Source organism: Chitinophaga sp. 22620 (genome assembly GCF_052044405.1).
Taxonomy (GTDB): domain Bacteria; phylum Bacteroidota; class Bacteroidia; order Chitinophagales; family Chitinophagaceae; genus Chitinophaga.
Genome location: NZ_JBQEMV010000003.1, coordinates 971,744 through 994,070, shown reverse-complemented (window position 1 = coordinate 994,070; position 22,327 = coordinate 971,744). Strand labels below are relative to the sequence as shown.

Sequence of the window (22,327 nt, the reverse complement as noted above, 5' to 3'; positions counted from 1 at the left end):
GATTATATTTCGGTTGATATTGCCTGGCCGATGGGCAGAATAAATACAAACGTGTTGAGGCCGTCTTTCTGGTCTGCATACAATTCCCCCTTATGCAGGGTGGTAAGGCTCCGGCAAATAGACAGCCCGATGCCCGTGCCTTTTTGTTTTTCATTTTCTTTCAGGCGCACAAAAGGCGCAAATATCTTGTCACGCATGGATTCAGGGATCAACGGGCCGTCGTTGGCCACTTCCAGTATCACGCTTTCTCCATTCCCGCGCAGGGTTACTTTTACTTTCTTTTCCGCGTATTTGATGGCGTTGCTGAAGAGGTTGCTGAATATTTTGTTGATGCCTTCTTCGTCCGCATAAGCGTAAATATCGCCGGTGGGCATCTTTATCCTGTAATCAAGCTTCTTTTGCGCGGCCGGCAGCCTGAAGTTGTCGTAGGTATCCTGCAGGGTAGACGAGAGGTTGAGCCGCTTGAAATCGAGCCTGAAGCCGGTAGCCTCCGTCTGCCGGAAGTCCAGCAGCTGGTTGGTGAGCTGCACCAGCCGGTTGGTGTTGCGCTCCATGATCTGTAAATGGTTACGGTTGGCCTGCAGCCGTTCGGGATTTTCTATCACCTGCTCCAGCGGCCCTTTGATGAGCGTGAGCGGGGTGTTGATCTCGTGGGCCACGTTCGTCAGGAAGTCCACCTTGGCCTGGTACAGTTCTTTTTCTTTCTTCAGCTGCACCTCTTCCAGTTTCCGTTTATGCTTCAGCATCTGCCGCTTGTGATACCGCCTGATGAAATAATAACAGCCGCTGGCAAGCAGGATGGCATACAGCACGTACGCCCACGAAGTGGCCCAGTAAGGAGGCCTGATCTCGATCTCCAGCCAGGCGGGATGATCGCCGAGCCGGCCGTTGTTGTCTGTAGTGGTCACCCTGAAAGTATAACGCCCCGGCTTCAGGTCCGTGAAATACACGATACGGTTGGTTTTGAGATAGGTCCATTCTTTGTCGAGCCCGTCCATTTTATAGGCGTAGGAGATCATATCGGGCGCGGTAAAGCTCAGCGCTGCGAAGTCTATGCTGAAAGAAGACTGGTCGTAAGGCAGCACCACCTTTTTGGTAAAGAACAGGTCGCGTTTGTCTTCCTGGGAGGTCGGCTTGTTCTTGACGTTGAAGCCGGTGATGTACACCGGGGCCACGAAGGTATCCGGCAGGAACTGGTCAGGATTGAAGCTGATCATGCCTTTCACGCTGCCGAGGTACATTTTGCCGTTCTTGTCCTTGTAACCGGAGCTGTAGTTGAACTGGTCGTTCAGCAGCCCGTTGATGCTGGTGAACACCTGTATGGCGCCGGTGTTCGGGTTCAGGCAGGCGAGGCCGCGGGAGGTGGTCACCCACATGTTGCCCCGGTTGTCTTCCAGCACCTTGAAAATATAATCGCTGGGCAGGCCCTGCTGGGTGGTGTAGCGGGTAAAGCAGCCGGTGGAGGGAATGAGCCTGTTCAGCCCGAAGCCTTCCGTGCCCGCCCAGATCTGCTGCCGGCTGTCTATATACACGGTGTTCAGCCCGTTGGAACTAAGGCTGCAGGTATCTTCCGGCTTATGCCGGTAATTCCCTTTCTGCCCGGTGGCCTCGTTGAACCAGAACAGCCCGTGGTCCGACGTGGCGGCCCAGATGGTGCCGTCTTCCGCTTCTGCAACGCTGCGCTGGTTGCTGTAAGGCACTTCGTCTATTTTAAGGAACGCGTCTTTCGCCGTATCGTATTTCGCCAGTTCCCCGCCGGTGCCCAGCAGCAGCGTGCCCTTGCGCGTTTTGTAGATCCACAGGATAAAGTTATGCGCGAAGGAACCCGGCCCGGCCGCGTAATGTTTCACCACTTTGCCGGTACGGATGTCCATTTTGTCGAGGCCATTATCCAGCGTGCCGACCCAGAGATTGTTACCTTCTGCATAAAGCCCGTGGATATTGGTATGCGAAATGCCGTTCTTGCAGGCGGGGTACTGGGTGATCTTTCCCGAGGCAACGTCTATTTTATTGATCCCGTTGTCTTCAGTGCCTACCCAGATATTCCCGAACCGGTCTTCGCATATCTCGCGCACGGCGTTCCCGCTGAGGGTGTTACTGCTGTTGTCGGGGAACCATTTTTCAAAAAAGGTGTACTGCCGCGGGTAATAATTCGCGCCGCCGAAGAAGGTGCCGGCCCACATACCTCCTTCCTTGTCCTTATGCAGGTAATAAACAGCATTATCGGTCAGCGACCAGGGATTGTTGTATTCCTTCCGGAGGTTGGTGAACTTGCGTGTGGCGAGGTTGTACACATAAATGCCCGATTCCGTGGCCACCCAGTATTCGTCGCCTTCGTGTTTCAGGATGTGGCGCACCCAGATGCTCACGTCCTTGTCTGTCATGCTCATGAGGTCTTCGTACGCCCCCGTGTTCGTGTCCAGCAGCTTGAGGCCCTGGTTGGAGGTGCCCACCAGCAGCTTCCCCCCGGATGCGCTCACGATCACGGTCACCCGGTTGGTCAATACCTTAGGCGAATGGCTGAATACATCGAATACTTTCCCGCTGCCCATCTCTCTTACGGTGCCTTTGTGGGAGCCCAGCCACATGGCGCCTTTTTCGTCGAAATAAATATCCGTTACCACCGGGTCGCCGGCGGGATTGGGATAATGGACGATGGTATCCCTGATGGGATCGTACCGGAAAAGGGAATATCCTTCCAGGAACCAGACCATGCCGTCGGGGCTGCAGCGTATATTGCCGATGCCTTTCGTGCGCGTGCCTTTCACCATTTCAAAGCTTTCCGTAACCGCATGGTATTTATACAGCCCGATGCTGGCGCCTACCCACAGCTGCCCGTTCTTATCCGTGTCCAGCGCATAAATGAAGTTGGAGGCCAGGCTGGTACTGTCTCCCGGGATATTACGGAACACCTTGAACGCGTGCCCGTCGAAGCGGTTCAGCCCGTCTTTGGTGCCCAGCCACAGGAATCCCTGGTGATCCTGCTCTACGCAGAACACCGTGTTGTGAGACAAGCCGTTCTCTACCTGGTAATGCCTGAAATAATGTTTCTGGGCGTTGGCAATATGCCCGGCGGAGAGCGCAAACAGGAACAGTATGAGTATTCTTTTTTTCAACGTGGCAGATTTGTGCGCTGATCCAAATATAATATTAATAACAGCACTGCGGCAAATATGCATTTGGAAATTTGGTACGTTTTTGCGAAAAAATGAAATAAATCGGCTAATGCTTCTGAAATCATTTTTCTTTCTTTGGATTGCGTTAATGAAACTGATGTTAGTAAGCAGGTGAACCAGCTTCCGCCCAGCCGGAGGATCAGCTGGAACGTGCTTCTATTGTGTAATTCCGGCTGATTGAAAAATCGATACCAGTAAAGATCCACGTTCCGCGGAGAACCCTTTTTCCATGACATTCCGCACCCGTGTCTGACAGGCGTTTAAAACTATGCGAACGGCCTGATGGGAGAATCATGTTCCTGATTGCCAAAATCAAAATCAATTTCACTTATGAATGAATTTACACACACCAAAATCTTTGCGCTCAAAAGCATACGGCTGCGCTGGCTGCTGCTGATGCTGCTCTGCTCCGTGTGCCTCCCGGCACTCGCGCAAACGGGCACACAAAAAGTTACGGGCACCGTTAAAGACAGCACCGGGGGCATCCTGCCGCAGGTGACCGTTTACGAAAAAGGCACCCGCAATGGTACCCTTACTACCATGGAAGGCAATTTCACCATCACCGTTAAGGAAAACGCCGTGCTGGTTTTTACCATGGTAGGTTTCAGAACCCAGGAAGTACCGGTCGGGGGAAGAAGCAATATGAACATCGTTCTTGCCAGCTCCGCCACGGATCTTACGGACGTGGTGATCGTAGGCTACGGCTCCACCAAGAAACAATCGCTCACCAGCGCTATCTCCGCCGTGACGGCAGACGAGATCGGCAACGTGCGCGGCGGCTCCACGGTGAGCTCTACGCTGGCCGGTAAGGTGCCCGGCGTTTCCTTCAGGATGGCGGACGGGCGGCCCGGCGCCTCCGCTGCCATACAGATCCGGAATATGGGCACGCCGCTGTTCGTAATAGATGGCGTTCAGCAGGACCAGGGCCAGTTTAACAATATCGCGCCTAACGATATCGAAAGCATTTCTTTCCTGAAGGACGCATCCGCCGCCATTTACGGCGTTCGCGCGGCAAACGGTGTTGTGGTGGTTCAAACCAAAAGAGGAAAACTCGGGCAGCGCAGTTCCATCAACCTTTCCGCCAACTGGGGCATCCAGAACTGGACGCGTTTCATCGATGTGCTCGACAACTCTTATGAATACATGAGCCTGAAAGCCGAAGCGGAAATGAACCGCTTTGTGAATCCCGGCGACAATCCCATCACCACCAACATCACGAAAGAGGAGCTGGAAAAATACAGGCAGGGCACCGAATACGGCTATAAGAGCTTCAACTGGCGCGATTATATCGTGAAGGGCAATACGCCGATGAACACGTACAACCTTAACTTTACCGGCGGTACGGATAAAGTGACCTATTATCTTTCCGCTACGCACCTGTTCCAGAACTCCGTGCTGGGAAGGGAATACAAGTTTGAGCGCACCAATATCCAAAGCAACGTATCCGCCCGCGTGGCCAACGGTCTTAAGGTAGGCATGTCTATCAACGGGAGGGTGGAAACAAGGGAAAACCCCGGTGTGCCGCAGGCGGACGACTATTGGCAGGCCCGCTTCGCCATCCTGCGCAATACGCCGATGGAAAGACCTTTCGCCAACGACAACCCGAAATATCTCAACGACATCAAGCACAACGAAACCAACTGGGGTTATCTCAACACCACTTACGCCGGTAAATTCAAGAACGAATGGCGCCAGCTGCAGATGAACCTGGACGGCGAGTGGGAGATACCCGGCATCGAAGGCCTGAAGCTCTCGGGGCTGTATTCGTATTATATAGCAGACAACATGCTCAATAACCACGAATACACCTACGACACCTATACTTACAATCCTTCCAACGATACCTACACCCGCACGGGCGGCAGCACCAACCCCTGGCGTGAAAGGAACCAGGAGAAAGTGATCAACACGACCTCGCAGATCAGGCTTTCTTACGACAAGTCGTTCGGCAAACATACTGTTTCTGCAATGATCGTGTCTGAACGTATCAGGAACCAGCGCCTCCGCAACTGGATACATGCCGTTCCCATCACCAACGTGCTGCCGCTGATCTACTTCAGCACGGCGGATACGTATACGGATGAGGATTTTCGCCAGGCGAGGACCGGTGTGGCGGGCCGCGTGAACTACAACTACGCTAATAAATATTTCATCGAAGGCCTTATGCGCCGCGATGCTTCGTATCTCTTTGCACCAGACCGCCGCGTGGGTTATTTCCCGAGCGTGTCCGCCGCATGGCGTGTCACCGAAGAAGGTTTCATGAAAAACCTCCTGGGCAACGACCGCATACTGTCCGACATGAAGATCAGGGCTTCCTATGGTATACTCGGGGACGATGGTACCGCCCTGGGCCTGGCTGAATTCGCTTTCGTGGAAGGATATAACTATAACGACGGCGTGGCCATTCTCGATGGAAAGCCCGTTGTGGGCTCGCGCGACAGGGGAGCGCCCGTTCGCAACATTACCTGGCTGAAAAGCACGCATCTCGATCTGGGTATCGACTTCGGGTTTTTTGACCAGAGGCTTACCGGCGCCATCGACTACTACTACCGCAAACGCGACGGCCTGCGCGGTAAAAGAACGGATGTGCTGATCCCGTCTGAGCTGGGCTACGCGCTGCCCGACGAGAACATCAACAAAGACGCGCGCACCGGCTTCGACTTCGACCTGCAATACAATGGCGAGCTGGGCGGAAAATTGAAATACCGTGTAGGCGGCAACGTGAGCTATTCCCGCGGCAAGTTCATTTCCAGCTACAATCCTGTGTTCTTCAACTCGATAGACCAGTACTTCTCCTCCAACGAAGGCCGCTGGCAAGGGTTTGAATGGATACTGGAATATATCGGCCAGTTCCAGAGCCAGGAAGAGATCAACAACTATCCCGTGAACATCGACGGGCAGGGCAACCGCACGCTGCTGCCGGGCGATCTGAAATACGCCGACCTCGATGGGGACGGAAAGATCACCAACAACGACCGGCGGCCGCTGGGATGGGCTTCCGGCGGGCAGCCGAACATGAACTTCGGCCTGTCTATCGGCCTGCAATATGGCAATTTCGATTTCGTAATGGATTTCTCCGGCGCCAGCGGCTACACCTGGATACAGGAGCATGAAACGAAAATACCCTTCACCAACGACGGTAACCTGAACCGCATATTCACAGACCGCTGGCACAGGGAAGACATCTGGGACCGCAACAGCAAATGGATCCCCGGCAAATTCCCCGCCCTGCGTTACAACGACCACAACCACAGCAATAACCAATGGTCAACTTTCTGGATGAAAAACGTGAATTACTTCCGTGCAAGAACGATCGAGCTGGGATATACGCTGCCCGGTTCATGGACGAACAGGGTGAAGGCACAACGGGCAAGGATATACGTAAATGCTTACAACCTTTTTATGTTCGACAACCTGAAGGAATATGACCTTGACCCCGAGATATCGGACAGGAACGGCCTTCAGTACCCGCAGAGCAAAGTGCTGAATATAGGCGCGAGCATTTCATTCTAAACCAATCAAGCAAAGAACCATGAAGCTAAAAATAATTTCATTCAGTATAATGGCCTTGCTGGCGGCGGTGATCGGTTGCAAGAGCGAACGCGACTTCCTCGATATCGGTCCCACCAACGTTTTCTCCAACGAACAGGCGTTTTCGGATACCAACCTGGTAGTGTCTGTGCTGGCCAATCTTTACAACCGCCAGCTGGATTTCTCGACCGTGAAGAACTGGGAGAGCATGGCGGATTTTTCCGAAACCTTTCCTTCGCAGAACGGCACCATACAGGATATTGTAAAACGCAACGACTGGGGGTACGGTACCTGGAACACCTGGGATTACACTTATATCCGCGAGCTGAACCTTTTTCTGCAACGCTGCCAGGCTGCGCCGCAGCTGCCGGAAGGCGCCAAGAAAAAATATATGGCGGAGGGCCGCTTCCTGCGCGCCAACTATTACTTCGAGATGGTAAAACGCATGGGTGGCGTGCCTTTGATAGTTGAACCGATGATCTACGATTTCAAAGGCGACCCTACTTACCTGCAACATGCGAGGGCGAAGGAATCCGACATCTACGATTTCGTGATCAGCGAAGCGGACGCCATCAAAATGGACCTTAAAGCCGACGTGAACAATAAATCCCGTGCCAGCCGCGGTTCCGTGCTCGCCATGAAATGCCGTGCGGCATTGTATGCAGGCTCCATCGCGAAATACGGCGGCGTCACCCCGCAGGTATCGCTGCCGGGCGGCGAAGTAGGCATTCCCGCGTCCAAAGCCAACGATTATTATACCAAAGCGCTCGCTGCCGCACAAGAGATCATGAACGGAAGTGCGGGGGCATATGCCCTTTACGCCAAAAAACCAGACCTGGCAGACAATTTCGCTTCTGTTTTCTACGACAAGGACCTGAACCCCGAAACTATTTTCGTGGAGGATTTCAGGCTGAAAAGCGGTAAGGTGCATAGCTTTTCCATCGCCAACCAGCCCCGTTTCGGTGCGGAAGAAGAAGAAGGCGGGAGGCTGAACCCTTCGCTGAACCTCGTGCAGAGCTTCGAGCTGCTGGACAATACCTTTGCCCCGCTACCTGTGAAGGACGGAAGCGGCAATCCCATCTTCTACAACGAGCAGACAGACATATTCGCAGGCCGCGATGCGCGTCTTGCAGGTACCGTGATGCTTCCCGGCACCACGTTCAAGGAACGCCGGGTAGACATCTGGGCCGGTTACCAGCTGGCAAACGGCTCCGTCATTTCCGGCGATGAACGCGGCCAGCAAAAGACATTGCCCGGTGGTACAGCACCCGTGCAGGTAGTGGGTTTCGACGGACCTATTAATGGTAAGGAACACACCGCGCAAACGGGTTTTTATCTCAGGAAATACCTCGATCCCAAGCCCGGTTCCGGTTCACGCGGTACAGGCAGCGATCTTCCGTTTATCCGTTATCGTTATGCCGAGGTATTGCTCAACGCCGCCGAAGCGGCTTTTGAGCTGAACCAGCCCGCTGTGGCCGCAGGTTACATGAACCAGGTGAGGGCCCGCGCAGGCCTGGTAACACCGCTGGACGCGGGAGATATCACGCTGGCGAGGATCATGCATGAAAGAAGGGTGGAGCTCTCCTTCGAAGGCCATATCGTTTTCGATCAGAAACGCTGGCGCAACGCGCACGTGATCTGGGACGGCCAGTCCATGTCTGAAGCGGACCTGCTGGCAAACATCGGCGCGCCGGACAAACGGAACACACAGCCCTTCGGCCTGTGGAGCTACAAGCTGCACAACCCGGGCAACCCGAATCATGGAAAGTGGCTGTTTAAAGTTGTGAAAAGCCCACTGGTGACAGGTTCTAACCGGTTCCGCATGGGAAACTATTATTCCTTTATCGACGACAACATCCGCTCCAACAATCCCAAGATCGTAAGACAACCGAACCAGGACTAACCAAAAACTCCGATCATGAAATTATCGAACTATATTATAGCAGTGCTCATTACCGGATTGGCCGCCACCGGCTGTAAAAAGGACAACTACGACCCTCCCTCATCCATGCTCAGCGGCCGGTTGCAGTACCAGGGAGCGGAGGTTCACGTGGAATACAACCAGGTGCCTTATCTCTTATACCAGTATGGTTTCGGGAAAGTGGGGCCTGTGAGCAATACCAACTTCGATCAGGACGGTTCATATTCCGTGCTGCTGTTCGACGGGGAATATAAGATGATCATTCCCGGCGGGCAGGGGCCTTTCCTCTGGAAAAACACGCCGGGCGCCAGTTCAGACACTATTGTCGTGAACATGAGAGGCAACCAGACCCTCAATATCGAAGTAATGCCCTACTACATGATACGCAACCCGCAGCTGAGCGTGGCGGCGGGTAAAGTGAACGGCGCTTTTAGCATCGAAAGGATCATTACAGGCGCCAATGCAAGGAATATAGACCGGGTGAACCTGTACCTCAACAAAACCGCTTTTGTATCCGGCGCAGGCAACTACAACGTGGCTTCCGTGAGCAAACCCGGCGGGGACATCACGGACCTGAACAACGTGACCCTCAGCGCAAACATTCCCGCGCTGATACCCGCCCAGAGCTATATATACGCCCGCATCGGGCTGAAAGTGAGCGGGGTGGAAGACATGATCTTCTCGCCCGTGGTAAGGCTGGACCTTTAAACGCATCATACAGGCGCGGCTGCACCGCTTCCGGTGCAGCCGCCTTCTTCAATAAGCAACAAAACCGATACGATGACAAAAAACAATGTGAAATGTTTCCTTCTGCTTGGCTTTTTAACGATGGCGATGCAATCCTATGCGCAGCAGGAAAGAGCAGTATGGTCTAAAGAAAAAGCAAACGAATGGTACAGCAAGCTGCCCTGGATGGCCGGCGCTAACTTTTATCCCGCCAATGCCATCAACCAGCTGGAGATGTGGCAGAAAGAAACCTTCGATCCCGCCACCATCGACCGCGACCTGGGGTATGCCGAAGGCATTGGCATGACCGTGATGCGCGTATACCTGCACCACCTGGCCTGGGAAACAGACAAGGATGGATTTATCGACAGGATGAAACAATACCTTTCCATTGCAGACAAACATCATATCAAAACCATCTTCGTTATTTTCGATGATTGCTGGAACGATACCTATAAACCCGGCCTGCAGCCCGCGCCGAAACCGGGCATCCACAATTCAGGCTGGCTGCAGGACCCCGGTAAGCTGCTGCACACCGATCCCGCGCTGATCAATACGCTGGAAACATACGTGAAAGCTGTGCTCACCGCTTTCAAACACGACAAACGCATTCTTCTCTGGGACGTTTACAACGAACCCGGCAATTCCAATTACGGCAATAAAAGCATGCCGCTGCTGCAGAAAGTGTTCAGCTGGGGCCGCAGCGTAAACCCGGACCAGCCGCTGAGCGCGGGCGTATGGAAATTCAGCCTGAAAGAGCTTACGCAGTACCAGCTGGACAATTCAGACGTGATCACTTACCACGACTATACCGATGATGAAAGTCATTTCCGCGTGGCGGATTCGCTGGCGCGCGTAACCGGCAAGCCGCTCATCTGCACCGAATACATGGCGCGCACCCGGGGAAGTCTGTTCCAGAACATCCTGCCCGGCCTGAAGGAAAGGAAGATCATCGCGATCAACTGGGGGCTGGTGGCCGGAAAGAGCAATACCATCTATGCCTGGAATGAGCCGATCAAAGACGGCAGCGAACCCAAAGTATGGTTCCACGATATTTTCCGGCAGGACGGCTCGCCCTACGACCCGGCTGAAACATCCCTCATCAGGTCGCTCACCGGCAAGCGTTAAACCGACCACTAAAAGATTTGTATGGATATGATCTCATCTGCCTCCGCGCAGCATGTACAAGCCGGTTCATTACGTACGCAGAAAGGGGACAGGCTGCTCTTCTGGGGCTGCTTCACCGTACTGGTGGCTTCCGCTTTCGGCTTCGTGTTCCGCTCTTTCCTGATGGACGGCTGGGGCATCCAGTTCGGCCTCAGTAAAACCCAGCAGGGCGAAATATTCGGCGTCAGCTTCTGGCCCTTCGGTATCAGCATCGTGCTGTTCAGCCTTATTATCGACAAGGTGGGATACAAAAGCGCGATGGTATTCGCCTTCCTCTGCCACTGCGGCTCGGTGCTGCTCACGGTGCTGGCGGACGGGTACTGGATGCTGTACTACGGCACCCTGCTGTTCGCGCTGGGCAACGGCGCCGCCGAAGCGGTGGTGAACCCCGTGGTGGCCAGTCTTTACCCGCGTGAAAAAACCAAGTGGCTCAACATCCTGCATGCCGGCTGGCCTGCGGGCATGGTGCTGGCTGGTTTGCTGGGCATCGGGCTCATGCACCTGGGCGTGAAATGGACCTATATGATGGGCTTCATCCTCGTGCCCGTGCTGGTGTACGGCATCATGATATTCAACCGCAAATTCCCCCTGAGCGAACGCGTGCAGGCAGGCGTTTCGTACCTGGATATGGTGAAAGAAGTGGGCATCGGCGGCATTTTTATCATTGTGTCCCTCTGCACTTTCCAGATCGGCAGCCTGCTAGACTGGTCGCTCACCGGCAAGATCGTGGTAACGCTGGCCATTACCGGCGTTGCGGGCTTCGTGGTGCGCAGCTGGGGAAGGCCGATGTTCATCCTGCTGCTCCTCATTATGATCCTGCTGGCCACTACCGAGCTGGGAACAGACAGCTGGATCACGGACCTCATGACGCCCGAGATGGCGAAGGTCGGGTTTAAAGGCGGATGGGTGCTGATCTATACCTCTGTCATCATGGCCATCCTGCGGTTCTATTCAGGGCCGTTCGTGCATAAATTCTCTCCCCTGGGCCTGCTGGCCGTGAGCGCGCTGATCGCGTTCGCCGGCTTGCAGTTCCTTTCATATTCCACCGGCATCCTCATCATCCTCGCCGCAACCGTGTATGCCCTCGGTAAAACTTTCCTTTGGGGCACCATGCTGGGCGTGGTGGCAGAGCAGTTTCCCCGCGGCGGCGTACTGGCGCTCAACTTCACGGGCGCAGTGGGCCAGGTGGGCGTAGGCGTGATAGGCGCGGTGATACTGGGTTTTGTGCAGGACAAACAGCTGGACACCAACCTGGCGGCCTACGACGCTGTGAACAGTACAGCGCTGCACAGCACTTATGTAACCGAGGAAAGGCAAAGCCTCTTCGGCGCCTACAAAGTGCTGGACGCCTCGAAACTTTCCACTGCGGCGCCTGAAACGCTGGCTACGATACAATCCGTGCGCGAAAACGCGAAGAAGGATGCCTTGCGCACAGTGTCCGTATTCCCGGTGATCATGCTGCTGGGTTATGCCGGCATGATACTCTGGTTCCGTTCCCGCGGCGGTTACAGGCCCGTGCTGCTGCCGCCGGTAAAAACGGGAAGCTGAACTGAACATTTCATCCTTTGTTGCCCTGCTAACACAATATTTATTTCAAAGACCGAAGCATGAACCGATTAATTGTTTTGATGATCACGGGAGCATTGTGCGCTTTCACCTTCGCCGGCGGTTACGACAGCGGCAGGAGGGCGGAAGTGCTGTTCCTGGGGCAGAAGGGCACGATACACGCAAGCTGGCTGGCTACCAAGTTATTTAAAAGCGGGATCAACCTGACCTATACCGAAAATGCCGCAGACCTTACCGCAGCGGGCCTTTCCGCTTACGACGGCCTGATCGTGAATACCGGCGCACCGCTCACGCCTGCGCGCGATGCGGTTGTAAGGCAGTTTGTTGCTTCGGGCAAAGGGCTCATCATCCTCAACAAAGGTGCAGCCGCATTTAAGAACTCAGCGTGGGCCGCCCGCTCCGGCACGGAAGGCAAAGGCCGCATCTTTTATACCAAAGAAGGAACGGAAGACGATGAATGGAAGGAACGCGCCTTCCTCGACAAAATGCGCGACAGCATCACCTGGGCGCTGGGCGAAGAGGTAAGGCGGCAGATCATTGCAGCGAACATCCCCGATGTGGATATTTACGGTTCAGATACCATTGCAGACTACACCAAACGTTACCTGGTGCCTAAAATGCAGGAGGCGCTCAGCCCCGGAGCATCCAATAAGCTCACGCAGGTGCCGGTGGATTTCGAGATAAAACTTTTCGCGGCAGAGCCGGACATCACCAAACCCATTGCCATGACCTGGGACGAAAAAGGCCGCCTCTGGATCGTGGAATCGGTGGACTATCCCAATGCCTTCACCGAAATAGACAGCGCCGCCAACGACCGCATCAAGATCTGTGAAGACACGGACGGCGATGGCAAAGCGGACAAGTTCACCATTTTTGCTGACAGCCTCAACATCCCGACCAGCATCGTGCTGAGCAACGGGGGGGCTATCGTTTCCATGGCGCCGTATTTTCTTTTCCTGAAAGACACCAATGGCGACGACAAGGCGGACGTGCGTGAAATAATGTTCACCGGCTGGGGCAAGCAGGACACACATGCCGGCCCTTCCAACCTACTTTACGGTTTTAATAACAAGATCTGGGGCGTGACGGGCTACTCCGGCTTCGACGGAACGATCAACGGCAAGCCCCTGCGTTTCCCGATGGGCGTTTACAGCTTCAAACCCGACGGGAGCGATTTCAACTTCCTCGCCAAAACCTCCAACAACACCTGGGGCCTCGGTATAACGGAAGACAACCATGTATTCATTTCCACCGCCAACAATACCCACAGCGCGTATTATTCCATGCCCGCCAGCCTCATGCAGCGCACGTTCAGCGGCGCCCAGCCCCTGGACCCGGTGCAGAAGATAGACGGCCACTACGACGTGCATGCCATGACGCCAAACCTGCGGCAGGTGGACGTTGTAGGCGGATTCACTTCCGCGACGGGCCACCATTTCTACACCGCGCGCAGTTTTCCCAAAGCTTACTGGAACCGTATTGCATTCGTGAACGAACCCACCGTGCGCCTCGTGCACAATGCCGTGATAGAGCCAGATGGCGCGGGTTTTAAAGAAAAGGACGGCTGGAACCTGATGGCCAGCTCAGACGAATGGTTTGGCCCCGTGCAGGCGCAAACCGGTCCCGATGGCGCCGTTTGGGTGGCGGACTGGTACAATTTCATCATCCAGCACAACGTATTCGTAAAAGAACAGGCCCCCCGCGAAATGGTGCTGCCCTTCACCGACCAGCCCCATGGCAAAGGCAACGCTTTCGAGAGCAACCTCCGCGATTCGGCGCATGGCCGCATTTACAGGGTGGTGTATAAAAAGGCCAAACCCTCGCAGCCCATGCAGCTGAAGGCCGGCGATGTGCCCGGGCTGCTGGCCGCGCTGAAAAGCGACAACATGTTCTGGCGCATGACCGCCCAGCGCCTGCTGGTGGAAGGCAAACATAAAGAAGCCGTTCCCGCGCTGTACAAGATCATACAGGACCCGACGGTGGACGAAGTGGGACTGAACAGTCCGGCTGTGCACGCCCTCTGGACCCTGCAGGGCCTCGACGCTTACGATGCCGCTTCCATGCAGGTGATGGTCCGCGCGTTGAAACATCCCGCGGCCGGTGTACGCAAGGCCGCGGTGGAGGTGTTGAAAGAAGAAAAGAAAGGACTTTCCTCGATCATTCAAAGCAATATCCACAACGACCGCAACCTACAGGTGCGGTTGGCAGTGTTTAGGAGTCTGGCAGACTACCCTGCATCAAAGGAAACAGGTGCGTTGCTTTTCAAAGCCACGCTCAATTCTCAAAACGCCAAAGATCCCTGGCTGAGCCGCGCGCTGTTTGCAGCGGCGGTGACGCACGAAGAGGGTTTCCTGGCAGCGGCTGCCGCCGGCACGCCCACTGCTTTTGCCAGGAACGTGATCAAAAGCCTGGAGCAATCCATTTACAGTGTGGACACACGCGCCATCATGCAGAACCCGCCGGACGTTACCGGCAGGGAAGTGATCATGAAAGCGACCGTGGGCAAACGCAGGGAACGGCCGGTGGAAGGGCTCATTATGGCTCACGGCAACCAGCAGAACGGCTACGGTCTTTATATCCGCGACGGCAAGCTGACGATGGTGGTGAACCAGCAGGGCAAAGCCTACGAAGCCGCTACCACTGCGCCGCTGCCGGATAAAATGGAGGTGGAAGCCAGGCTGCTGAAAACAGGCGAAATGAAAATACTGGTAGACGGAAAGGAAGCCGCGAAGGGCAAAGCGCCCGGCCTCTTTACCGCGCCTGCGCCGGTATCGTTGAGGGCGGGAGAAGAGCAGCTGCCGGACCAGCGGGTGGCGGATTATACAGGCCGTTTCAACTTCGTGGGGCAGTTGCAGAACCTGAGCCTGCAGCTGGACAGGCCGGTGAAAAAAACAATAGCCGCAGCCGCTGAAACGCCCGGCATTGTGATTGACCTGAAAGTTGTAAAAGACATCATGCAGTACGATAAAAAACGCTTCACTGTAAAAGCCGGTCAGAAGGTGACCATCAGGCTGGAGAACCCGGACGGCATGCAGCACAACCTGCTCATCATCAAACCAGGCACCCTGCCCAGAGTGGGCGCCGCAGCGGATGCCATGGTGCGCGACCCGCAGGCTTCCAAGATGCAGTATGTGCCCAAGGTGCCGGAAGTGCTATGGGCCACGAAGCTCGTGAGCCCCGGCGAAACGGTGAGCCTGCGTTTCACCGCGCCTTCCAAAATAGGGGAGTATCCGTTCGTATGCACCTTTCCCGGCCACTGGCGCGGTATGAACGGTATTATGCAAGTAATCAATTAAAAGATATGCAACACCACATTTCCAATTCAATTTTCCGCCTGGCCCTTGGCCTGGCATTGCTGCTGGCCGGTAACCCGCTGGCGGCGCAGATCCGCGTGCTGATGGTAGGCGGCGGCGGCTCGCACGACTTTGACCGCTGGTACAAACAGGAAGACGCTGCCACCCTCGAAAAAGGAGGCCTGGCCACGGTTACCTACACAGACGATCCGTCCACGATCCTGGAGCATTTGTCCAACACCGACGTGCTGATGCTTGCGAATAACCAGCCCATCAAAGATTCCGCCACACGCAAAGCCATCTTCGCTTTTGCGGACGCGGGCAAGGGATTGCTGCTGGCGCATCCCGCCATCTGGTACAACTGGCGCGACTGGCCCCTGTACAATTTTAAGCTCGTAAGCGGCGGCAGCCGTTCCCATGAAAAATACGGGGAGTTTACCGTTACGGTAAACGACAAAAAACATCCCGTTACCAAAAATGTCCCGGCCAGCTTTAAGCTGGAGGATGAATTATACCATTACAATGCGGATCCCGCCGGTCCCGGCATCCGTGTGCTGGCAACCAGCAAAAATGAGGCGGGCGTTACCCATCCCGCGCTTTTCGTGGTGAAGCACCCGAAAGCCCGCATTGTAGGCTTTGCGCTTGGGCACGACGCCGCTTCGCATGAGCTGGAAGCGTACCGCACCATCCTGCGGAATGCAGTGAAATGGGCGGCCCGGAAATAAATTCTTCAAAAAAAAATCAGTATACACAATGAAACAGATCACGGTAGTAATCGTTGGAATGGGCTTCGGCAAAGAGTTTATACCCATTTACCAGAACCATCCCGCCATTAAACGGGTGGGTATCTGCACACGTAATCCCGAAACGCTGAAAGAACTGAAGGCGAAATTCAACCTGGACGATGACCTTATTTTCACCAATTACGAAGACGTGCCCAAACGCGCGGATGTGGACGCCATTCACATCGTAACGCCCGTGCCGGAACACGCGCGGATGACGCTGGCTTCGCTGAATGCCGGCAAACACACCGCCTGCACCATTCCCATGGCCATGACCGTAGAGGATTGCAAGGCCATCGTGGAAGCAAGGAAAAGATCCGGTAAAGTGTATATGATGATGGAAACCGCGCTTTACACCCGCGAATTCCTGTACGGCCTGCACCTCGCGGAAACCGGCCAGCTGGGCCGCATCCAGTTCGTGCGCGGCTCTCACATCCAGGATATGAGCATGCCCGGCTGGGATGAATACTGGAAAGGTTACCCGCCCATGCTGAACGGCACGCACGCTATTTCGCCGCTGCTGAAGATCAACAACACCACCGCTGAATCCGTGGTATGCCACGGTTCCGGCCGCCTCAGCGACGACCTGGCCAAACGTTACAATTCCCCCTTCGCAGTGGAAACGGCCACCTTTACGCTCAAAAATTCCGACGTGGTGGCAGAGGCCACCCGCTCGCTTTTTGACGTGGTGCGCCAGTACCGCGAAAGCTATGATGTATACGGCACTAAGATGTCCTTTGAATGGGAGCAGCTGCAGGACGAAGAGCATGTGATATTCGACGGCGGCGAAAACGCCAAACGCATTAACGTGCCCGATACGGATGCGCTGCTGATCCCGGAAATAGCGCATTTCACCAAAAGGGAAAAAATAGACGATCCCAACCATGTGTCGTTCCTGCAAGGCGCCGGCCATGGCGGCTCGCATCCGCACCTGGTGCAGGAATTCCTGGCGGCTATCACCGAAAACCGTTTCTCTGCAGTGGATGCGCATATCGCGGCCAATTACACCTGCGCGGGCATTTGCGCGCACGAGTCCGCGATGAACAACGGCAAACGTATACAGATCCCTGATTTTGAAAAATAGCGGTATGCAGACAGGCGTAAGCACATTCGTTTGGGTGTCCCCGTTTTCCACGGCATCGTTTCACCTGCTGCAAAAGATAAAGGCGGCGGGGTACGATATCATTGAAGCGGCGGTGGAAGATGCAGGATTGATAGACTGGCCGCAATTAAAAAGCATGGCGCAGGACGCCGGCCTGAAGATCACCATCAGCGGCGCTTTCGGGCCGGACCGCGATCTTTCGTCCGACAATGCGGCCATCCGCAGGCAGGCGCTGGATTACATTATCGAATGTACCCGGATAGCGCAGCAGATGGGAAGTCCCGTATTCACCGGCCCCCTGTATGCAGCGGTAGGCAAAACGCGCATCGTAAGCCCTGAGCAAAAGGCGCAGGAGCGGAACTGGTGCCTGCAAGGCCTGCGCGAAGCCGCGAAAGCCGCTTCAGATCATGGCGTATTGCTGGGCGTAGAGCCGCTGAACCGCTTTGAAACGGATATGATCAACACGGTGGACCAGGCGCTGGAGCTGGTGCGGGAGGCAGGCCATCCCAGCCTGCGTATTTCGCTGGACACCTTTCATGCCAATATCGAGGAGAAAGACATCCCGGCCGCTATCCGCAAAATAGGCGGCGATATGCTCTGCCATGTGCAGGGCAACGAAAGCGACCGCGGCACGCCCGGCACGGGCCACCTCAACTGGACCGGCATCCGCGATGCGTTGAAGGACATTGGCTACGACGGCGCCATTGTGCTGGAAACCTTCGGGGCGCCCTCCAAAGAACTGGCCCGCGCAGCCTGCATCTGGCGCCCGCTGGCCAACAGTGCGGATGAGCTGGCTACCGAAGGCGCGGCTTTTTACAGGAGCATGTTTTTGCAGTAATTTCTTTTGAGTCAATAACTGGAAACGTGGAACAACTGGCGGTTCTCCCGGTAAGGGAGGCCGCCTTTTACAGGTAGTTTTTTTGTAATATTTTTTTGAGTTCAATAACTGGAAACGTGGAACAACTGGCGGTTCTCCCAAAAGGAGGCCGCCTTTTATTTTGCAAAAAAAATCCCGCCCCTGAAAACAAGGACGGGATCAATGTTTGGGGTTTGATTATTTCATGCTAACATCTTTCCTGCCCGCAAACTGCTGCAGGGTAGATGCGATGGCCTGCTCCAACGCAGCGCCGGAGAGTTCTTTGTCGTGCGCTTTTTTCTCCAGTTCGTTCATCGCTTTGTAAAGCGGTGTGTCGTTCACCTTTTTCTGAAGGGTAACGGTGGTGCTTTCCTGGTAAAGCTGCTCCCAGCTTTTACGCACCAGCGCCCAGAAGGCTTTGTGCTCATTCCACCATGCAATCGCTTTTTCGCACTGCGAATCGTTTACCCGGTTATAGGTGTTGAGCCCTTTTTCGCCTACGATCACTTTATCGCCGGCGGCGGAGCGGACCACCTTTTTGTTGTCCTGCTCATGAACGGAGCCTTTGGCGGTGATCTCGTGGTGGTTGGTGCGCACCAGCACGTTGTAATCGCTGCGGGTGGTGTATTCGCGGCGGGGCAAGGGCGCGTTGCTCGTGGATTCCCAGTAATGGCGGCCGTCTGCATGCACCCATGTGGCGGAGCCTTCGTAACGCGGCTCATCGTCCACACCGAATACTTTCTGCGTCCATTGCCCTTTTACCTGGTCGGCGGGCAGCCCGGTCTTTTTCCACTGGTCGTCTTTGTCGAAAACAAGCAGGGCGCGGTTTTCGTACTGCCAGTCTTCCGTCCAGTGTTTGATCACGTCGCCGCCGGCTATGAGCAGGTGCTGCAGCACAATGCGGCGCGGGCCTTCTTCGGCCACGGTGATGTATTCGATGGCGCCGGAGGTCTTTTTGTAACCTTTCGGTTTATAATTGCTGTCTGAAGGGAATGTTTCGGTGTATTCGAAGGTAACGTCGTGACAGCCGCAAAGGTTTTTGATGGCGGCTTTATCCTGCGCGAGCTTATTCTGCGCATTGCTGTTCAATGCTGCGAAAGTAAGGGCAAGCGCGGAGATGATCGTTTTTTTCACTGCTGATGGCTTTAAAGGATTAGACAGCAGCAAATGTAGGCAGGAGGAAACCGGGATTGTTACGCAAGAAGGAAATATACTTACGCGATCGGGAAAAAATAATACCGGCATTTGCTAAACCTGTTTAGCAATAATTCTCCAAATCTCCGGATATTTGCTGCGTGAATCAGAAATTCAATCAGTGATGATCAGTTTTAAAAGGTTGGATCACGTGGCGGTTATGATCCCGAGGGGCAAAACCGCCGAAGCCAGGACATTTTACGGGGAGGTTTTACAGCTAAAGGAAATCCCGGGCCAGCACCCGCGGAACGCCACCTGGTTCGAGGTGGGCGACGTGCAGCTTCATTTGGTGGAGGAAGACGATCTTCCCGGTCAGGTCTCCGGCCGCCATCCCGCATTTGAGGTAACGGACCTTGAAACCGCCAAACAATACCTGCAAAGCAAAGGAGTAGAGATCGCTTATTCGTCGGTGATCACGGGCCGGGAGCGTTTTTTCTTCCGCGATGTGTTCGGCAACAGGATAGAGCTGCTGGAATATTTGCAGTGATCAGCTTTCTTTTGTGAGCACGATATCCAGCCAGGGCGTCCAGCTGCCATTGTCTTCACGGCGCTCCCAGGTGCCGGTGAGCTGCGTGCCTGCTTCGTTGAAAGTGAAGACGCCTCTTTCCTGCCCGCCGGAGAACGTCCAGGTACGGCCCTCTGCCGTGCCGTGCATGGCGCTCATGTCTTCCGCGCTGTTCCAGTATTGCAGGTGGAATTGTTCCTTCTCCGCGTCGTAACTGATCATTTCCAGGGCCTGCACGAGGTCTTCTCCCATTTTCACATCCACCCGGTGCTCCATGAAATGCCCGCCGGGAAACCACGCATAAGTATCGGTGCCTTCCACGGTGAGCGAATGATCCCTGCTTTTGCCGGCCGTATGCCACCGGCCCTCGAATGCCCCGAGGCGCTGTATTGCATTTTCCATACTATGAAATTACGGCAAATGCCGCGCCTGTGGCGGGTGCGATCTTGCCAAATGGAAGGGTATACAGGACAAAAAGATCCCGGGACCAGCAGACCCCGGGACCGTTGTAGAATTGTTGTTTACGGCTGCCCGTACACGAACTTCGAATAATCCGTTGCCACGCCGGGCTGGCCCAGCTGCCGAAGGATGGTTGCGATGTTGCCGCGGTGATAGGAGCCATGGTTCACGATATGCTGGATCACGTCGGCATGGGTGAACACACCGCCGCCGTACAGCAGCTCTTTGGCAGGATCACCCGACTCCATAAAGGCCAGCAACCGCTGGTGCAGCTGCAGGAAGAGCGCTTCCATACCGGCCAGGTCTTTCCCTTCCGTTTTTGCGAGGAAGGCGAGATAAGTTTCCCGCGAAGGCTGGTAGCCCGGGTCGGAGAGGAGGGAGAACCAGCCGCTGTCTACCACGTACATATGCACGAACGTTTCGTGCACTGAAGGGAAGGAGCTGGATGAAACCTGCGTGTACAACGCTTCCGGCAGGCTGCGGAGATGCGCGCAAAGCACCGCCTGCGCCCACATATGGTAGCGCAGCAGTTTGATGACATGTTGATGCATCATGAAATATTACATGAAAGGATGTTCCGTGAACTGTCCGGGTAAAGGCAGCAGGAAAAGCGTACGCTCAGGGCGCCGCCACGGATGATGCGGCGCTGCCGCCTGTATGTGCTGTAACTGTCATAATACACCTCCTTTTTTGCGTGTGGGGAGATAAGGTTGTGGTGGCAAGATACAAATTTCTGAAGAACAGGGTCATTCCGCCGGGGCATAGGTCACAATATCGATCCCAACGCCATTAGGGTCCCGTATGGCGAAATGTTTGTCGCCCCAGGGCTCCTCGCGCATCGAAATGTGGATCTCCACGCCCTTTTGCCGCAGTTTTTCATACCATTCGTCCACATTCTCCACTTCGATGGTCAGGTACAGGCCCTTGCCCTCAAATGCCGGCTGGAACAACGGTTGCTGGCTGGGGTGGCCGGGCAGCAGGAAGCTGAGCTCCGCCGTGCGGCCGGGCGTATGCATCAGCAGGTAAAATTCATTTTCGAAGGTGACGCCAAAACCGAGCACGTCGGTATAAAATTGCCTGGATTCGGCCAGTTTGCCGGTAACGATGCCTGCATTCAGTTTCATGGTTCAACTATTTATGGAGCAAAATTCGGCTTTCGCCTTTTCCCGGTATTGTATAAACCGGACAAAATCAGCGGAGCGCAGTGTTGGGAGGGAGGCCGTACATGGCGCGGAATTCGCGGATAAAATGCGCCTGGTCGTAATACCCGGCATCGTAGAATATCTTGTTCCTGCGCAGGCTTTCCAGCGACGGTTTGGCTTGCAGTACCTGCTGGAAGCGCACCACTTTGCTGAAGGTTTTCGGGCTTTCGCCCACATACTGGTTAAACAGGCGGCGCAGCTGCCTTGCGCTGATGCCTTCCGCCAGCTGTTCCGCCTGCACGGCGCCTTTGGATTGCAGGATCCGGTCCATGGCGCTGAAGAAACGGTGATCTACCCTGAAGTTGGCATTACCCAGCTCCCGCAGGAAAATGGCGTCGAAGTTTTCCGGCTTCCCCCGCGCGCCAAGCGCCTTTGCCAGGCCGGGCAGCAGCATGTGCAGCGGCTCCACGCGGTCCGTCATGACCGATGCGGGAACGCCGTACAGCAGCGGGAAGGCCGATGGCAGGAAGCGGATGCCGGTATAGTGGAATTCCCTTTCCAGCATGAATTCTGAATAGGAGGCCGAAAATCCCGCCAGCCAGGCTTCTTCAGGGTTAAAGGCATTGATGAAGATATCCATGCAGCCGTCTGCCACCACCCGGTAAGAAAACGGACCCGTGAGCGGGCGGGTGGTATATAATTCCCAGTAACAATATATAAAGGTCGACAACGAAGGGTGGGGCGGCAGTTCCGTGTACTGAACGCCATTGTCCGCATGCCGCAATGAAGGCTGGCGCGGATGGAAGAGCTGCCGGATGTCTGGAAGCGTGAGCATGCTGCATGCGAATATAAGGTAAAGCGCCAAAACGGTTTTTCCGCATCGCGTAAATCGTTTTCCGCATCTGAG

General features: G+C 55.1%; 16 protein-coding genes. 10 read left to right on the top strand and 6 right to left on the bottom strand.

Translation table 11 applies throughout. The features are described from left to right. Nucleotides 1-2: 2 nt before the first annotated feature. A complete protein-coding gene (locus tag ACTJIK_RS19420) occupies nt 3-3,116 on the bottom strand; it encodes a ligand-binding sensor domain-containing protein (protein ID WP_440649174.1) in 3,114 nt (1,037 codons plus the stop codon). 390 nt (nt 3,117-3,506) lie between these two features. On the opposite strand from ACTJIK_RS19420, the gene ACTJIK_RS19415 reads away from it, so the two are divergent. From ACTJIK_RS19415 to ACTJIK_RS19375, 9 genes are all read left to right on the top strand, one after another. Next, nucleotides 3,507-6,689 carry a SusC/RagA family TonB-linked outer membrane protein gene (locus ACTJIK_RS19415; protein WP_440649172.1) on the top strand — a complete coding sequence of 1,061 codons (3,183 nt, stop codon included), beginning with the start codon at nt 3,507-3,509 and terminating at the stop codon, nt 6,687-6,689. A 19-nt stretch (nt 6,690-6,708) separates the two neighbouring features. Then, nucleotides 6,709-8,610: a RagB/SusD family nutrient uptake outer membrane protein gene (locus ACTJIK_RS19410; RefSeq protein WP_440649170.1), complete on the top strand. Its 1,902-nt coding sequence runs from the start codon at nt 6,709-6,711 to the stop codon at nt 8,608-8,610. Nucleotides 8,611-8,625: 15 nt separating this feature from the next. Continuing rightward, on the top strand, nt 8,626-9,336 hold the full coding sequence (locus tag ACTJIK_RS19405) for a DUF3823 domain-containing protein (protein WP_440649168.1): 711 nt from the start codon (nt 8,626-8,628) through the stop codon (nt 9,334-9,336). Between the two features lie 72 nt (nt 9,337-9,408). Continuing rightward, a complete protein-coding gene (locus tag ACTJIK_RS19400) occupies nt 9,409-10,482 on the top strand; it encodes a 1,4-beta-xylanase (RefSeq protein WP_440649166.1) in 1,074 nt (357 codons plus the stop codon). Nucleotides 10,483-10,503: 21 nt separating this feature from the next. Next, nucleotides 10,504-12,069 (top strand): MFS transporter, encoded by a 1,566-nt coding sequence (locus ACTJIK_RS19395; RefSeq protein ID WP_440649164.1) that lies wholly within the window; start codon nt 10,504-10,506, stop codon nt 12,067-12,069. Between the two features lie 59 nt (nt 12,070-12,128). Continuing rightward, nucleotides 12,129-15,383, top strand: a complete 3,255-nt coding sequence (locus ACTJIK_RS19390) for a PVC-type heme-binding CxxCH protein (protein WP_440649162.1) — start codon at nt 12,129-12,131, stop codon at nt 15,381-15,383. Between the two features lie 5 nt (nt 15,384-15,388). Beyond that, complete coding sequence (locus ACTJIK_RS19385) at nt 15,389-16,105, top strand: ThuA domain-containing protein (protein ID WP_440649160.1); 717 nt, start codon at nt 15,389-15,391, stop codon at nt 16,103-16,105. A gap of 28 nt (nt 16,106-16,133) precedes the next feature. Next, entirely contained in the window at nt 16,134-17,246 is a 1,113-nt protein-coding gene (locus ACTJIK_RS19380; RefSeq protein ID WP_440649158.1) for a Gfo/Idh/MocA family protein, read from the top strand. A 4-nt stretch (nt 17,247-17,250) separates the two neighbouring features. Next, nucleotides 17,251-18,102: a sugar phosphate isomerase/epimerase family protein gene (locus tag ACTJIK_RS19375; protein ID WP_440649156.1), complete on the top strand. Its 852-nt coding sequence runs from the start codon at nt 17,251-17,253 to the stop codon at nt 18,100-18,102. A gap of 216 nt (nt 18,103-18,318) precedes the next feature. On the opposite strand, the gene ACTJIK_RS19370 is transcribed toward ACTJIK_RS19375, so the two are convergent. Further along, entirely contained in the window at nt 18,319-19,254 is a 936-nt protein-coding gene (locus ACTJIK_RS19370; protein ID WP_440649154.1) for a DUF6607 family protein, read from the bottom strand. Between the two features lie 184 nt (nt 19,255-19,438). On the opposite strand from ACTJIK_RS19370, the gene ACTJIK_RS19365 reads away from it, so the two are divergent. Further along, a complete protein-coding gene (locus tag ACTJIK_RS19365) occupies nt 19,439-19,801 on the top strand; it encodes a VOC family protein (protein ID WP_440649152.1) in 363 nt (120 codons plus the stop codon). Here the strand turns inward: ACTJIK_RS19365 and ACTJIK_RS19360 are convergent, their stop codons facing one another. From ACTJIK_RS19360 to ACTJIK_RS19345, 4 genes are all read right to left on the bottom strand, one after another. Then, nucleotides 19,802-20,221, bottom strand: coding sequence for a hypothetical protein (locus ACTJIK_RS19360; RefSeq protein WP_440649150.1), 420 nt, complete (start codon nt 20,219-20,221; stop codon nt 19,802-19,804). It lies immediately after the preceding gene. Nucleotides 20,222-20,340: 119 nt separating this feature from the next. Next, the gene (locus tag ACTJIK_RS19355; protein ID WP_440649148.1) at nt 20,341-20,832 is read right to left on the bottom strand and encodes a DinB family protein; all 492 of its coding nucleotides are present in this window, start codon (nt 20,830-20,832) and stop codon (nt 20,341-20,343) included. 192 nt (nt 20,833-21,024) lie between these two features. Then, on the bottom strand, nt 21,025-21,402 hold the full coding sequence (locus tag ACTJIK_RS19350; RefSeq protein WP_440649146.1) for a VOC family protein: 378 nt from the start codon (nt 21,400-21,402) through the stop codon (nt 21,025-21,027). A gap of 67 nt (nt 21,403-21,469) precedes the next feature. Beyond that, nucleotides 21,470-22,255, bottom strand: coding sequence for an AraC family transcriptional regulator (locus ACTJIK_RS19345; protein WP_440649144.1), 786 nt, complete (start codon nt 22,253-22,255; stop codon nt 21,470-21,472). Nucleotides 22,256-22,327 lie beyond the last annotated feature (72 nt).

Excerpts from the sequence above, each read along its gene's own strand:
- ACTJIK_RS19355 (WP_440649148.1), bottom strand. The coding sequence starts at position 20,832 with ATGATGCATCAACATGTCATCAAACTGCTGCGCTACCATATGTGGGCG.
- ACTJIK_RS19390 (WP_440649162.1), top strand. The coding sequence starts at position 12,129 with ATGAACCGATTAATTGTTTTGATGATCACGGGAGCATTGTGCGCTTTC.
- ACTJIK_RS19380 (WP_440649158.1), top strand. The coding sequence starts at position 16,134 with ATGAAACAGATCACGGTAGTAATCGTTGGAATGGGCTTCGGCAAAGAG.
- ACTJIK_RS19385 (WP_440649160.1), top strand. The coding sequence starts at position 15,389 with ATGCAACACCACATTTCCAATTCAATTTTCCGCCTGGCCCTTGGCCTG.
- ACTJIK_RS19350 (WP_440649146.1), bottom strand. The coding sequence starts at position 21,402 with ATGAAACTGAATGCAGGCATCGTTACCGGCAAACTGGCCGAATCCAGG.
- ACTJIK_RS19400 (WP_440649166.1), top strand. The coding sequence starts at position 9,409 with ATGACAAAAAACAATGTGAAATGTTTCCTTCTGCTTGGCTTTTTAACG.
- ACTJIK_RS19375 (WP_440649156.1), top strand. The coding sequence starts at position 17,251 with ATGCAGACAGGCGTAAGCACATTCGTTTGGGTGTCCCCGTTTTCCACG.
- ACTJIK_RS19395 (WP_440649164.1), top strand. The coding sequence starts at position 10,504 with ATGGATATGATCTCATCTGCCTCCGCGCAGCATGTACAAGCCGGTTCA.
- ACTJIK_RS19345 (WP_440649144.1), bottom strand. The coding sequence starts at position 22,255 with ATGCTCACGCTTCCAGACATCCGGCAGCTCTTCCATCCGCGCCAGCCT.
- ACTJIK_RS19405 (WP_440649168.1), top strand. The coding sequence starts at position 8,626 with ATGAAATTATCGAACTATATTATAGCAGTGCTCATTACCGGATTGGCC.
- ACTJIK_RS19410 (WP_440649170.1), top strand. The coding sequence starts at position 6,709 with ATGAAGCTAAAAATAATTTCATTCAGTATAATGGCCTTGCTGGCGGCG.
- ACTJIK_RS19365 (WP_440649152.1), top strand. The coding sequence starts at position 19,439 with ATGATCAGTTTTAAAAGGTTGGATCACGTGGCGGTTATGATCCCGAGG.
- ACTJIK_RS19415 (WP_440649172.1), top strand. The coding sequence starts at position 3,507 with ATGAATGAATTTACACACACCAAAATCTTTGCGCTCAAAAGCATACGG.
- ACTJIK_RS19360 (WP_440649150.1), bottom strand. The coding sequence starts at position 20,221 with ATGGAAAATGCAATACAGCGCCTCGGGGCATTCGAGGGCCGGTGGCAT.